Origin of the sequence: Micromonospora sp. HM134 (assembly GCF_007833915.1) — a bacterium.
GTDB lineage: Bacteria > Actinomycetota > Actinomycetes > Mycobacteriales > Micromonosporaceae > Micromonospora > Micromonospora wenchangensis.
Window position 1 is genome coordinate 7,085,546 of the sequence record NZ_CP041061.1, and the last position, 13,260, is coordinate 7,098,805.

Here is a 13,260-nt window from a genome sequence, read left to right on the forward strand (position 1 = left end):
CCCGGGACCGGCCGCGACTCCCGGTGCGAGGAGTCGCCGGCCGCCCTTCCCGGGACGGTCGAACGATGGCCGGAGTACGCCCCTCAACGTTCCGGTCACCGCGGGTCCGAGCGGTGGTCAGCAGTACGTGTAGCTGCCCTTGCTTCCCCACGTGCAGGAGTCGATCCCGGTGCCGGCGGAGTTGCGCAGGTAGGCGGTGTCCCCGGTGTTGTTCCAGATGTAGTTCCCGGAGCCCCAGTACCGGTGGGTGGAGGTGTTCTTGCCCTTGCCGGTGTGGATGTAGACGCTGGCGCCCTTGGCGAGGCGGACGTCGCCGGAGAACGTGTAGACGTGCTTGGACTTGTCGCGCAGCGTCCAGGACTTCAGGTTGAGCGTCGAGCTGCGCCGGTTGGTCAGCTTGACGTACTCGGCGTTGAGGCTGGTGTTGGAGCGGGTGTCGGTGCCCGGGGAGTTGTAGTAGACCTTCGTGATCTCGACGGCCGGGGTGGCGGCCTGGGCCGGGCCGGCGACGGTGAGCGAGCCGCCGACGGCGACGGCGAGCGCCACGGCGAATCCGACGAGTCTGGTGTGCTGCACGCGTACCCCCACAGGTTCACGGGCCGGCGTCCACGGGGACCGGCCACGGAAAGTGGGCCGAGGTTATCGACGCGGACCGGCGACTGTGGACCGGAAATGCGCCGCGTCGCCAATCCGGTCCGCCAGTCCCGGCAGCGGGACCCTAATGGTGATCATGGATGACGCGATCGTCCGGCGACGGCGTCCCTTCCACCGATCCGCACTCGTCCGGCGGGCGGATCAGGGCAACCAGTCGGGGCCGGGTCCAGTGCCCGGCCACCCCGGGCCGGTCGGCCAGGTAGTCGACCGTCTCGGCCGGCGACCAGCCGTGCGCCTCCCGCAGCCCGGCGGCGATCATCCGCAGGTAGACCGGGGCGGGCGGGGTCCACGCCACGTCGGCGGCCCGCCACGGCGCGGTGAAGGTGAGCATCGGCAGGCCGTCGCGGGTGCCGACCCGCAGCAGGGTCTCGTAGCGTCCCGGGCCGAGGGTGGCCCGCCCGTCGGCCACCGCCACGTCGAGCGCGGGCAGGTCGTCGCCGGGGGGCCGGTACATCTCCTGGGCGGCGAGGTCGGCGAACTGCGCCCGGGTGAGCAGGTAGCCCCGGGCCGCCGCGACGCCGGGCAGCGCCGGGTCGTAGAAGGCCATCCCGCCCGTCCAGGCCCGGGACTCGCCGGCGAAGTAGATGCCGCCGGGGATCAGCACCGGCAGCGTCCGGCGCGGCGGTCGGCAGTCCCGGCAGCCGGGGTACGAGCGCAGCCCGCCGGGCGGCCGGCCGCCGGAGAGGTACCAGCCGAGCCGGGCGGCGTGCAGGTTCGACCCGTAGGCGACGTACCAGAGCAGTTCCATCCCGCCCCCTCCCCGCGCCGGGGTCCCCACGCTATCGCCCACAGGCCCTGTCCACACCCTGTGGATGAAACATGTGTACGAACAAACTGATCTTGATGCGACCGACTACGCACCGCTGAGTACGCTTGATCGCAGCCCCGGCACCCGCCGGGCCCTCTCCCACCTGGAAGAACGTGGATCACGAGCGAGTCGTCCGGGACGTCACGGTCCGCCTGTCGATGGCGTCGACCGCCGCCGAGGCCTGCCGGTGGACGGTGACCGCGCTCGCCCGGTACGCCCCCGCCACGATCTCCGTCCTGCTCCAGGTGCACGACCGGCTGCGCTGCATCGCCGCCACCGGGGCCTGGCAGGTCTTCTCCGCCGTCCCGCCGAAGTCGGGCATCGTCGGCCGGGTGTACGCCTCCGGCGTGGGGGCCACCGTCGGTGACGTCACCGCCGATCCGGACTACCTGCCGCTGCGCCCCGACGTCACGGCCGAGATCTGCGTACCGGTGCGGGACCCGCAGGGCCGGCCGATCGGCGTGCTCGACCTCCAGTGGAGCGGGCCGGTGGACCTCACGCCGTGGCGGGAGACCGCCGACCGGCTCGCCGAGCGGCTCGGTGCCCGGATCGCGGCGCTGGGCGGTCCGCCCGCCGAGAGCCGCAGCGAGAAACTGCTCCGGCACGCCACCGCGATGACCGCCGCGCCCACCGACTGGGACCTGCTGACCGCCGCGCTCACCGCCGCCCGGGAGGTCTCCACCCTCTCCACCGCCGTGCTGGTGCTCGCCGGTCGGCACGGCCCCCGCGTCGGCGCACCCACCACCGTCCCCACCGAGTGGGAGGCGCGGGTCCGGGCCGCGCTGGCCGACGCCTCGACCGCGCAGCTCGACCGGCTCGTCGCGCGGGCCCACCGGTACGGCGCGGCGTACACCCTGGGCGAGCCGGGCTGCCCGCCCACCGAGGAACACCTCGCGCTGGCCCGCGCCGGGGTACGCACCCTGGTGTCGGTGCCGGTCGGCCCACCGGACGACGGCGGGGTGCTGCTGGTCGCCGACGAACGGCTGCTGCGCCCCGACCCGACCACTGTCAACCTGATGGAACTGCTCGCCGGGCAGGCGTGGGCCGCCCTGGAGCGGCTGCGCACCCTGGCGCAACTGCGCGAACAGGCCAGCCTCGACCCGCTCACCGGGCTGCGGCACACCGGCACGTTCGGGCGGCGGATCGCGGCGGCCACCCCCGGGCGTACCGCGCTGCTCGCCATCGACGTGGACGGCTTCAAGAGCGTCAACGACACGTACGGCCACCAGGCCGGGGACCGGCTGCTGGTGGGGCTGGCCCGCGCCCTGGAGGCGGCGCTACGGCACGGCGACGAGCTGTACCGCACCGGCGGCGACGAGTTCGTCGCGGTGATCGAGGTGGCCCACGCCGACGAGGCGGTCCGCATCGCCGAGCGGCTGACCGAGGCCGCCCGGCGCACCGGCCGCACGATCAGCGTGGGCGTGGCCCTACCGCTCCCCGGCGAACCGGCCGACCGCACCCTGCACCGCGCCGACCAGGCCCTCTACGCGGCGAAGCACCGGGGTCGGGACCGGGTCCAGCTCTCCGCCCCCTGACGACCCCGGCCGGCCGGTGACCGACCGCGACGGCCGGCCCGGTCAGGAGCGGGTACGGGGCTTGACGACGAGTTCCGCGATCTGGGCGGTGTTGAGGGCGGCCCCCTTGCGCAGGTTGTCGCCGGTGACGAAGAGGTCGAGGGCGCGCGGGTCGTCGACGGCCCGGCGGATGCGGCCGACCCAGGACGGATCGGTGCCGACCGCGTCGATGGGCATCGGGAACTCCCCGGCGGCCGGGTCGTCGACGAGGATCACGCCGGGGGCGTTACGCAGCGCCTCCCGGGCCCCTTCGGCGTCGACCTCGGTGGCGAAGACGGCGTGCACCGCGACCGAGTGGCCGGTCACCACCGGCACCCGTACGCAGGTGGCGGAGACCTTCAGGTCGGGCAGGCCGAGGATCTTGCGGGACTCGTTGCGGACCGTCATCTCCTCGGACGACCAGCCCTGCTCGGCCGGTGACCCCGCCCACGGCACCACGTTCAACGCCAGCGGCGCGGGGAACGGGCCCAGCTCGTCGCCGACCGCCTGCCGGACGTCGCCGGGGCGGGAGCCGAGCACCCGGTCCCCGGCGATCTTGCCGAGTTGCAGGTGCAGCGCGTCCACCCCGGCCTGCCCCGCCCCCGACACCGCCTGGTATGACGCGAGCACCAGTTCCCGAAGGCCGTACTCGCGGTGCAGCGGGGCGATCGCCACGATCATGGTCAGCGTGGTGCAGTTGGCGTTGGCGATGATCCCCCGGGGCCGGTGGTGCACCTGCTCGGGGTTGATCTCGGGCACCACCAGCGGGACGTCGCGGTCCATCCGGAACGCGGCCGAGTTGTCGACGACCACCGCACCCCGCTCGACGGCGATCGGCGCCCAGTGCGCCGACACCTCGTCGGGCACGTCGAAGACCGCCACGTCGACCCCGTCGAACGCCTCGGGGGTGAGCGCGCCGACGGTCAGCTCCTCGCCCCGGCAACGCACCCGCCGCCCGACGGAGCGGGCCGAGGCGAGCAGCCTGATCTCCCCCCAGACGTTGCGCCGGGAGGAGAGCAGGTCACACAGCACGGTGCCGACAGCCCCCGTCGCCCCGACCACGGCCAGGGTGGGCTGCGGTCCCATCGGGGCTACCGCCCGGTTCCCGCGTACACCACGGCTTCGGAGTCGCCGCCCAACTCGAACTGGTCGTGGATGGCGCGTACCGCCCGGTCGAGGTCGGTGTCCCGGCAGACCACGGAGACCCGGATCTCGGAGGTGGAGATCATCTCGATGTTGACGCCGGCCGCGCCGAGGGCGGCGAAGAAGCCGGCCGCGACGCCCGGGTGCGAGCGCATGCCGGCACCGATCAGCGACACCTTGCCGACGTGGTCGTCGTAGAGCAGGCCCTTGAACTTGACCGGCTCCTGGATCTTGCTGAGCGCGGCCATCGCGGTCGGCCCGTCGGCCTTGGGCAGGGTGAACGAGATGTCGGTGCGCCCGGTGCCCTCGGTGGAGACGTTCTGCACGATCATGTCGATGTTGATCTCGGCACCGGCCACGGTGTCGAAGATGCTGGCGGCGGCGCCCGGCTCGTCGGGCACCCCCACGATCGTGATCTTCGCCTCGCTGCGGTCGTGGGCAACCCCGGTGATCAGTGCCTGTTCCACGGGAAGGTCCTCCATCGATCCGGTGACCATGGTGCCGGTGTTGGTCGAGTATGACGAACGGACGTGGATCGGCAACCCCGCCCGGCGCGCGTACTCCACGCTGCGCAGGTGCAGCACCTTGGCGCCGCAGGCGGCCAGCTCCAGCATCTCCTCGTAGGTGATGTGCCGGATGTGCCGGGCGTTGGGCACGATCCGGGGATCGGCGGTGAAGATGCCGTCGACGTCGGTGTAGATCTCGCAGACGTCGGCGTGCAACGCGGCGGCGAGCGCCACGGCGGTCGTGTCCGAGCCGCCCCGGCCCAGTGTGGTGACGTCCTTGGTGTCCTGCGAGACGCCCTGGAAGCCGGCCACGATCACCACCGCGCCCTCGTCGAGCGCGCCCTTGAGCCGCCCCGGGGTGACGTCGATGATCCGCGCCCGGCCGTGCGCCGAGGTGGTGATCACGCCGGCCTGCGAGCCGGTGAACGAGCGTGCCTCGTACCCCAGGTTGTGGATCGCCATGGCCAGCAGCGCCATCGAGATCCGCTCCCCGGCGGTGAGCAGCATGTCCAGCTCACGGCCTGGCGGCAGGGGGCTGACCTGGTTGGCCAGGTCGAGCAGCTCGTCGGTGGTGTCGCCCATCGCGGAGACCACCACCACCACGTCGTCGCCGGCCTTGCGGGCGGCGACGATGCGCTCGGCCACCCGCTTGATCCGCTCGGCGTTGGCGACGGAGGACCCGCCGTACTTCTGCACCACGAGTGCCACGACGGCGCACTCCCTCCCAGCGACGACCCTGAGCGTGCCGACGCCGCCGGCTGAAGTCCGGCGGCGCGTGTCAGACCACCCCAGGGTATCGGGCGGTACGCGAGTGCGGGTCGGGTGATCCCACCATCCGGCGCAGGCCACCGCCGCGCAGCGCGGTTCGCGCGGGGGACGGGGCCCCGACACGCCCGGCCGTCACCGGTCCGTGCGGGGTCGTCCGGGGCGGTCGCCGGGCGCAGAATGACCCGGTGCATGCCCACCCCCGCCCGATCCCCCCCGTCCCGGAGCCGCCGACCCGACCGGCGCACCCGGACCGTCGGATGCCGCCGGCCCACCTGGTCGATCCGGCCCGGCCGCAACCGCCGGGCGGATCGGGGTCGCCGGGCCGCCGGGGGCGGCCGGTCCGGTCGGTGCTCCCGGTGCTGGTGCTGCCGGTGCTGCTGGCCGGTTGCGCCTCCGACGGGCCGGACGCCCCGCCGACCGGGTCGCCGTCCGATCCGGCGCCCGCCGCGGTCGACAGCGCCCGCGACGGGCTGGCCGCGCTGGCCGCCGCCGCCCGGGACCGGCACCTGACCGCCCGGTACACCCTGACCGGCACCGGCGGCCCGACCCGCGAGATCACCGTGACCAGCGCGAACGACGGCAGTTGGCGGGTGGACGTGCCGGGGGGCGCCCTCGGCGGGACGGCCGACGTCGCGCTCACCGCCACCCGGGACGGGCTGTTCCAGTGCGGCCTGCCGTCGGCCGGCCGGCCGGAGCCGGCGAGCTGCGTACGGCTGGGTGACCGGGACGACACGGTGCCGCACCGGCTGGACCCCCGGGTGCAGCACCCGTTCACCGACTGGCTGGAGGTGCTCACCGACCGGCGTACCGCGCTGTCGGTCTCCACGGCGACCACGCCGCCCGGGGTCCCGGGGACCTGCTACGCGGTGGAGAGCACCTCCGCCTCGCTGAACCCGCCGTTGGACGTGGGCATCTACTGCTACCAGCCGGACGGGACGCCCACCTTCGTCCGGGCGGCGCTGGGCACGTTGACCCTGGCCGGCCCGCCCGGCCCGGCGCCCGACACGGTGCCGCTCGCCGGACCGGTGGTGCCCGGTGAGCCGCTCGGGCGGGAGTCGGTGTCGTCAGCGGAGCCGAGCCCCGGAACGTCCTGACCCGTTCGGGCGTTACGGGTGGCCTTGACCACATTTGCCATAGCGGGCTAATCCACCAAATAACCCATACGGGATTCTCTTCGCATGGCTCACCTCACCCCGTTGCTCGCCTTCCGTTGGAGCCCCCGGGCGTTCCACCCGACCGCCGAACTGACCGGCGACGAGGCGGCGTCCCTGCTGGAGGCGGCCCGCTGGGCCCCGTCGGCCGGCAACGCCCAGCCGTGGCGGTTCGCCCTCGGCCGCCGCGACGACGAAACCTGGAAACGCATCCTGGTCAGCCTCACCGGGGCCGACCAGCGCTGGGCCCGGCACGCCGCCGCGCTGGTGGTCGGCGCGCACGTCGCCGGCGACCCGGAGCGGTGCGCGTACGACCTGGGCCAGTCGATCGCCCACCTGAGCGTCCAGGCCACCGCGCTCGGCCTGTACGTGCGCCAGATCCGCGACTTCGACCGGGCCGCACTCGCCGCCGACCTGGACCTGTCCACCGGGGTACGCCCCCTGGTGGTGACCGCCGTGGGCCCGCTCGGCGACCCGTCCGCCCTGCCCGGGGACCTGCTGCGCCGGGAGACCGCGCTACGCCGCCGGCACCCGGTCCACGCCCTGCTGCTCGGCTGACACCCCGCTCCAGACGGTGGCTGCGGGACCCCGGCCGGAGGCCCGGCGACGGCAGGCGGCGGGTGCGATTCCGATCTCAGAGTCCGGACCCACCTTTGCACCCCCCGACTCATCACGTAGGGTCACTCTGTCATGTGGCGGGCGTACCTTCTCCTTGGTCGCCGCGACGGGGCCTGACCGGCCGGCACCCCGTCGCGGAGTCGAACCGCGCCGTCCAGCAGATCCGAACCTCATCTCGGCAACCGTCCGGGCATCGCCGCCCGGCACCCGCCGACACCTTCGCAATGCTGACGCCACCTGACCCACGGGAGCACTCCGTCATGGCTCAACCTGTCACCACCGACGCCGAAGCCGATCAGATCGCCCGGCAGCGTCCCAGCCGGATGCCGTACCAGCGTTACCAGCCGTACCACCAGCAGTTCCGGATCGACCTGCCGGACCGCACCTGGCCGACCCGGCACGTCGAGGCCGCCCCCCGCTGGTGCGCGGTCGACCTGCGCGACGGCAACCAGGCCCTGATCGACCCGATGTCGCCGGAACGCAAGCGGCGGATGTTCCAGCTGCTGGTGCAGATGGGCTACAAGGAGATCGAGGTCGGCTTCCCCTCGGCCAGCCAGACCGACTTCGACTTCGTCCGGCAGCTCATCGAGCAGGACCTGATCCCCGACGACGTCACCATCCAGGTGCTCACCCAGTGCCGGGAGCACCTGATCGAGCGGACCTTCTCCTCGCTGCGCGGCGCGCACCGGGCCATCGTGCACTTCTACAACTCCACCTCCACGCTCCAGCGTCGGGTGGTCTTCGGTCTGGACCGCGACGGCATCACCGACATCGCCACCCAGGGCGCGCGGCTGTGCCGCAAGTACGCCGAGATCCACACCCCGGACACCGACATCTACTACGAGTACTCGCCCGAGTCGTACACCGGCACTGAGCTGGAGTACGCGGTGGAGGTGTGCGGCAAGGTCATCGAGGTGATCGACCCCACCCCGGACCGCAAGCTGATCATCAACCTGCCGGCCACCGTCGAGATGGCCACCCCCAACGTGTACGCCGACTCGATCGAGTGGATGCACCGGCACCTGCCCCGCCGGGACAGCCTGGTGCTGAGCCTGCACCCGCACAACGACCGGGGCACCGGGGTCGCCGCCGCCGAGCTGGGCCTGCTGGCCGGCGCGGACCGGATCGAGGGCTGCCTGTTCGGCAACGGCGAGCGCACCGGCAACGTCGACCTGGTGACGCTGGGGCTGAACCTGTTCTCCCAGGGCATCGACCCGATGATCGACTTCTCGAACATCGACGAGGTCAAGCGGGCCGTCGAGTACTGCAACCAGCTGCCCGTGCACGAGCGCCACCCGTACGCCGGCGACCTGGTCTACACCGCCTTCTCCGGCTCCCACCAGGACGCCATCAAGAAGGGCTTCGACGCGCTGGCCCGCGACGCCGAGGCGGCCGGGGTGCCGATCGACGAGTTCACCTGGGCGGTGCCCTACCTGCCGATCGACCCGAAGGACCTGGGCCGCACCTACGAGGCGGTCATCCGGGTCAACTCGCAGTCCGGCAAGGGCGGCGTCGCGTACATCATGAAGACCGAGCACCAGCTGGACCTGCCGCGCCGGCTCCAGATCGAGTTCTCGGGCGTCGTACAGCAGGTCACCGACCACGACGGTGGCGAGGTCGAGCCGGGCACCATGTGGCAGATCTTCGCCCGCAACTACCTGCTCGACCACCAGGTCGACCCGGCCGTCAACCTGACCGGCTACACGATCGGCACCGTCGACGGCAAGGTCGAGATCGAGGCCCAGGTGGTCGTCGACGGCGCGGCGCGCACCCTCACCGCCGTCGGCAACGGGCCCATCGACGCGTACGTCAACGCGCTCCAGTCGGTGGGTGTCGCCGTACGCGTGCTGGACTACCACGAGCACGCCCTCTCCTCGGGTGGCGACGCCCAGGCCGCCGCCTACGTGGAGTGCGACATCAACGGCCAGACCGTGTGGGGCGTCGGCACCGACCCCAACATCGTCACCGCCTCCATCAAGGCCGTCACCAGCGCCACCAACCGCACCCGGCACTGATCCCGGGGTTCTCCCGCCGGCCCGGGGCCGGTGGTCGCAGGCCGGACGATCCCGGATCACGACCACCGGCCCCGGGCCGGCTGCCGTCCCGGCGGGGGCCGTCCGGCCCGGGACGGGCAGTCGGCCCGACGCGGGACGGCCGGCCACCCCGACGCGTCCCGCCCGCTACCCGCCCGTGGCCGGTCGCCCGGCCGGCTCCGGCGCGCGGTCCGGGGACGGGGGGCGGTGGACCAGCAGGCCGGCCAGCAGCGCGCCGCCGAGCAGCAGGCCGGCGCACCAGGTCATCGCGCCCCGGAACGCGTCGGTCAGGGCGGCGGTCTGCTCGTAGCCGGTGCCGGACAGGCCGACCAGCAGCGGCAGCGCGGCCACCGCGAGCAGGCCGCCGGTACGCGACGCGGCGTTGTTGAAGCCGCTGGCCACCCCGGCGAACCGGTCCGCGACGGCAGCCAGCACCGACGCGGTCAACGGCGCCACCACCAGGGTCAGCCCGATCCCGAACAGCAGCACCCCGGGCAGCACGTCGAACCAGTACGACGCACCCGGCCCGACCCGGCGCAGCAGCAGCAGGCCGGCGGCGGCGGCGACCGGGCCGACGGTCAGCAGCGGTCGGGGGCCGATCCGCGCCGACAGCGCCCCGGCCCGTGCCGAGCCGAGCAGCAACAGCACGGTCATCGGCACGGTGGCCAGCCCGGTCCGCAGCGCCGACCAGCCGACGGCGTTCTGGAGGTAGACGGAGAGGAAGAAGGTGAACCCGCTCAGCGCGGCGTAGACCAGCACGGTGAACACGTTCAGCACCGAGAAGAGCCGACTGCCGAACAGCGTGGTGGGCAGCATCGCCCCCTCGCCCCGGTGCCGTTCGAGCAGCACGAAGCAGACCGCGGCGAGGACGCCCACCGCGGCGGCGAGCAGCACCGACCAGGAGCGGGGGCCGCGTACCGGGGCGTCGATCAGGGCGTAGGTGAGCCCGCCCAGGGCCAGCGCGCCGAGCAGCGCCCCGGCGATGTCGAACCGCCGGCCGGCGCTGCGGGAGGCGTTCTCGTCCCGGCTCTCCGGCACCCAGCGCACCGCCGCCAGCAGCACGCCGAACGCGAGCGGCAGGTTGATGAAGAAGATCCACCGCCAGGAGAGCGCGTCGACCAGCCACCCGCCGACGAACGGTCCGAGCGCGGTGGACACCCCGGACAGCCCGGACCAGGTGCCGATGGCGCGGCCCCGGTCGTCCGGGTGGAAGCTCGCCTGGAGCACCGACAGCGAACCGGGGGTGAGCAGCGCGCCGCCCGCGCCCTGGAGGAACCGGGCGGCGATCAGCTGGTTGGTGTCCTGGGCGAGCCCGCACAGGGCGGAGGCGACCGCGAACCAGACCACCCCGATCAGGAAGATCCGCCGCCGGCCGAACCGGTCCCCCAGCGACCCACCGAGCAGGACGAACGCGGCCAGCATCAGCGCGTACCCGTTGACCGTCCATTGCAGACCGGCGACGGTCGCGTCGAGGTCCGCGCCCAGCCGGGGAAGTGCCACGTTGACCACGGTGCTGTCCAGGAACACCATGCCCGAGGCGAGGATCGCGGCGAGCAGCGTCCCCCGCCCGGCCGTGGTACGGATACGGAGCGCGTGAGCGGGTGCCGTCATGGGTACCAATCTGCACGCCCTCGACCGGAGACGCCACGAAACGCGGAAACCGTGCCTTGGGTACTGTGCGGGATCGCCGTAAGCCCGCAAGCTGGAGAGGTGTCGTCTGTGCGTACCAGATCAGGAGGCCGCGCGGCGGTGGCGGCGGCCCTTGCCGCGCTGCTCGCCCTCGGCGCGGGTGGTTGTGACGTCTCGGTGGAGGAGCCGGAGGCGCCACCCGGCAGCTCCGGCAACGTCGGTGAGCAGCTCTCGGAGCTGACCGTCGCCGAGGCCGGCTCGATGAAGGGCTACAGCCGCAACCGGTTCCCGCACTGGCGGGACACCGGCAAGAACTGCGACGTGCGGGACAGCGTGCTCCAGCGCGACGGCAAGGACATCCGCCTCTCCGGCTGCAACGTGGTCGGCGGGCGGTGGGAGAGCGTCTACGACGGTCGGACCTTCACCGACCCCTCCGACGTGGACATCGACCACATGGTGCCGCTGGCCAACGCGTGGCGTTCCGGTGCCGACGAGTGGGACGACGCCAAGCGCGGCGACTTCGCCAACGACCTGACCCGACCGCAGCTCTTCGCGGTCTCCGCCAGCTCCAACCGGTCCAAGGGTGACCAGGACCCGTCGCAGTGGAAACCGCCGAACCGCGCCTACTGGTGCACGTACGCGGAACACTGGGTAGAGGTCAAGCATCACTGGAAGTTGACGGTGACCAGCGCCGAGAAGGCCGCCATCACCGACATGTTGGGGGGCTGCACATGGGCGAGCAAGCGCTGACACCCGCCGGTGCCGACGCCGGGACCGACCCGGCCGGGACACCGGCGACGGCAGCCGACGCGGCGCCGGAGGGTACGGGGGCGGCCACCGCCGGGATGACCGCCGACGGGCAGCCCGCCGCCCCGGCCGGGGTGCCCGGCGCGGGGATGACCGCCGACGCGGGCGGCACCGGCGGGCCCCGCGAGCTGACCGCCGACCTGGTCGCCGGCCCCGGCGGGGTGATGACCGACGAGGTCGGCGTGGTGACCGGCGAGCTGACCCTGAAATCCCGGTACGCCGACGGCCAGGCCACCCTCACCGTGCAGTACAAGGACGCCGACGAGTGGTACGCGGTGACCGGCGGGACGGCCAAGCTCGCCGACCCGGCCGACCTCGACGCCGTGCACACCGTCGCGCTCGCCCTGCTGCACCGCCCCGAGGGCTGACCCGCCCGCCGCCGCACCCACGGACAGGGCCCCCTTCCCGTTCACCGGGGAGGGGGCCCTGTCCGTCTGCTCACGGGGTGGGGATCAGCTCACCGGGATCGCCCGGCGCCCCACCCTCGTCCGGCCGGACCAGTTCGGGTTCCACCTCGTGCGGGCGCAGCCGCCCGGCGGCGATGTCCTCGGCGAAGTGGCAGGCGACCCGGTGGCCGCCGACGACCTCGCGCAGCGCCGGCCGCTCGTCGGCGCACCGGGTCGGCTGCGCCCACGGGCACCGGGTGTGGAACCGGCAGCCGGCCGGCGGGTTGGTGGGCGACGGCAGGTCACCGGCGAGCAGGATGCGCTCCCGCCGGTCCTCGACCAGCGGGTCCGGCACCGGCACCGCCGACATCAACGCCTTCGTGTAGGGGTGCATCGGCTCCCGGTAGAGGTCGTCGCTGGACGCCTCCTCCACCAGCCCGCCCAGGTACATCACCCCGACGGTGTCGGCGATGTGCCGGACCACCGCCAGGTCGTGCGCGATGATCAGGTACGTCAGCCCGCGCTCGTTCTGGAGGTCCTCCAGCAGGTTGAGCACCTGGGCCTGGATCGACACGTCCAGGGCGGAGACCGGTTCGTCGGCGACGATCAGGTCCGGGTCGAGCACCAGCGCGCGGGCGATGCCGATGCGCTGCCGCTGCCCGCCGGAGAACTCGTGCGGGTACCTGCTCAACGCCGAGGCGGGCAGGCCGACCGCCTTCAGGGTGTCCCGCAGCCGCCGGCTCGTCGCCTCCTTGTCGTCGGCCAGCCCGTGCGCCTTGAGCCCCTCCACCAGCAGCGACTCGACCGACTGCCGGGGGTCCAGGCTGGAGAGCGGGTCCTGGAAGATCATCTGCATCCGGCGGCGGGCCTTGCGCATCGACTCGCCTTTGAGCGCGCGCACGTCGGTGCCGTCGAAGACGATCTCACCGTCGGTCGGTTCGACCAGCCGCAGCAGGCCCCGGCCGAGCGTCGACTTGCCGCACCCCGACTCGCCCACCAGCCCGTACGTCTCACCCGCGTTGATCGACAGGGAGACGCCGTCGACCGCGTAGACGTAGCCGACGGTACGGTCGAACAGCAGCCCGCTCTTGATCGGGAAGTGCACCTTGACGTCGCGCAGCTCGATCAGGGGCCGCCCCTGCTCCGCCGTGTCCCCCGCCCCGGCCTGCCCGGTCGCGGCACCCTCCGTGTTTCCGGTCCGTTC

12 protein-coding genes are annotated in these 13,260 nt (G+C 73.2%); 6 read left to right on the plus strand and 6 right to left on the minus strand.

Annotated features, from left to right (window positions below):
- Positions 1–117: 117 nt before the first annotated feature.
- Both FJK98_RS30875 and FJK98_RS30880 read right to left on the minus strand, forming a co-directional pair.
- The gene (locus tag FJK98_RS30875) at positions 118–576 is read right to left on the minus strand and encodes a lamin tail domain-containing protein (RefSeq protein ID WP_145922157.1); all 459 of its coding nucleotides are present in this window, start codon (positions 574–576) and stop codon (positions 118–120) included.
- Positions 577–718: 142 nt separating this feature from the next.
- Positions 719–1,402: a histone deacetylase gene (locus tag FJK98_RS30880; RefSeq protein ID WP_228544209.1), complete on the minus strand. Its 684-nt coding sequence runs from the start codon at positions 1,400–1,402 to the stop codon at positions 719–721.
- 218 nt (positions 1,403–1,620) lie between these two features.
- Between FJK98_RS30880 and FJK98_RS30885 the strand changes: the two genes are divergently transcribed.
- Positions 1,621–2,997 carry a diguanylate cyclase gene (locus tag FJK98_RS30885; RefSeq protein WP_205789566.1) on the plus strand — a complete coding sequence of 459 codons (1,377 nt, stop codon included), beginning with the start codon at positions 1,621–1,623 and terminating at the stop codon, positions 2,995–2,997.
- A gap of 42 nt (positions 2,998–3,039) precedes the next feature.
- Here FJK98_RS30885 and FJK98_RS30890 read toward each other — a convergent pair whose 3' ends face one another.
- Together FJK98_RS30890 and FJK98_RS30895 are read right to left on the minus strand one after the other, a co-directional pair.
- Entirely contained in the window at positions 3,040–4,101 is a 1,062-nt protein-coding gene (locus FJK98_RS30890; protein ID WP_145922159.1) for an aspartate-semialdehyde dehydrogenase, read from the minus strand.
- 5 nt (positions 4,102–4,106) lie between these two features.
- Entirely contained in the window at positions 4,107–5,372 is a 1,266-nt protein-coding gene (locus tag FJK98_RS30895; protein ID WP_145922160.1) for an aspartate kinase, read from the minus strand.
- Positions 5,373–5,689: 317 nt separating this feature from the next.
- On the opposite strand from FJK98_RS30895, the gene FJK98_RS30900 reads away from it, so the two are divergent.
- The 3 genes from FJK98_RS30900 (at position 5,690) to leuA (ending at position 9,216) form a co-directional block, all read left to right on the plus strand.
- Positions 5,690–6,526: a hypothetical protein gene (locus FJK98_RS30900; protein ID WP_240762450.1), complete on the plus strand. Its 837-nt coding sequence runs from the start codon at positions 5,690–5,692 to the stop codon at positions 6,524–6,526.
- A gap of 84 nt (positions 6,527–6,610) precedes the next feature.
- Positions 6,611–7,141 (plus strand): nitroreductase family protein, encoded by a 531-nt coding sequence (locus tag FJK98_RS30905; protein WP_145922161.1) that lies wholly within the window; start codon positions 6,611–6,613, stop codon positions 7,139–7,141.
- A 320-nt stretch (positions 7,142–7,461) separates the two neighbouring features.
- The gene (leuA, locus tag FJK98_RS30910; RefSeq protein ID WP_145922162.1) at positions 7,462–9,216 is read left to right on the plus strand and encodes a 2-isopropylmalate synthase; all 1,755 of its coding nucleotides are present in this window, start codon (positions 7,462–7,464) and stop codon (positions 9,214–9,216) included.
- A gap of 165 nt (positions 9,217–9,381) precedes the next feature.
- Here the strand turns inward: leuA and FJK98_RS30915 are convergent, their stop codons facing one another.
- Positions 9,382–10,845 carry an MFS transporter gene (locus tag FJK98_RS30915; protein ID WP_145922163.1) on the minus strand — a complete coding sequence of 488 codons (1,464 nt, stop codon included), beginning with the start codon at positions 10,843–10,845 and terminating at the stop codon, positions 9,382–9,384.
- Positions 10,846–10,953: 108 nt separating this feature from the next.
- On the opposite strand from FJK98_RS30915, the gene FJK98_RS30920 reads away from it, so the two are divergent.
- A complete protein-coding gene (locus FJK98_RS30920; RefSeq protein WP_088643797.1) occupies positions 10,954–11,613 on the plus strand; it encodes an HNH endonuclease family protein in 660 nt (219 codons plus the stop codon).
- Entirely contained in the window at positions 11,595–12,038 is a 444-nt protein-coding gene (locus FJK98_RS30925; RefSeq protein WP_145922164.1) for a hypothetical protein, read from the plus strand. The genes FJK98_RS30920 and FJK98_RS30925 overlap by 19 nt, the downstream gene beginning before the upstream one ends.
- A 70-nt stretch (positions 12,039–12,108) precedes the next feature.
- On the opposite strand, the gene FJK98_RS30930 is transcribed toward FJK98_RS30925, so the two are convergent.
- Positions 12,109–13,185, minus strand: coding sequence for an ABC transporter ATP-binding protein (locus tag FJK98_RS30930; protein ID WP_145923088.1), 1,077 nt, complete (start codon positions 13,183–13,185; stop codon positions 12,109–12,111).
- Positions 13,186–13,260: the final 75 nt, after the last annotated feature.

What these genes read in the sequence shown, in the direction of transcription:
- FJK98_RS30880 (WP_228544209.1), bottom strand. Translation starts at nt 1,402, where the DNA reads ATGGAACTGCTCTGGTACGTCGCCTACGGGTCGAACCTGCACGCCGCC.
- FJK98_RS30925 (WP_145922164.1), top strand. Translation starts at nt 11,595, where the DNA reads ATGGGCGAGCAAGCGCTGACACCCGCCGGTGCCGACGCCGGGACCGAC.
- FJK98_RS30885 (WP_205789566.1), top strand. Translation starts at nt 1,621, where the DNA reads ATGGCGTCGACCGCCGCCGAGGCCTGCCGGTGGACGGTGACCGCGCTC.
- FJK98_RS30890 (WP_145922159.1), bottom strand. Translation starts at nt 4,101, where the DNA reads ATGGGACCGCAGCCCACCCTGGCCGTGGTCGGGGCGACGGGGGCTGTC.
- FJK98_RS30900 (WP_240762450.1), top strand. Translation starts at nt 5,690, where the DNA reads ATGCCGCCGGCCCACCTGGTCGATCCGGCCCGGCCGCAACCGCCGGGC.
- FJK98_RS30905 (WP_145922161.1), top strand. Translation starts at nt 6,611, where the DNA reads ATGGCTCACCTCACCCCGTTGCTCGCCTTCCGTTGGAGCCCCCGGGCG.
- leuA (WP_145922162.1), top strand. Translation starts at nt 7,462, where the DNA reads ATGGCTCAACCTGTCACCACCGACGCCGAAGCCGATCAGATCGCCCGG.
- FJK98_RS30915 (WP_145922163.1), bottom strand. Translation starts at nt 10,845, where the DNA reads ATGACGGCACCCGCTCACGCGCTCCGTATCCGTACCACGGCCGGGCGG.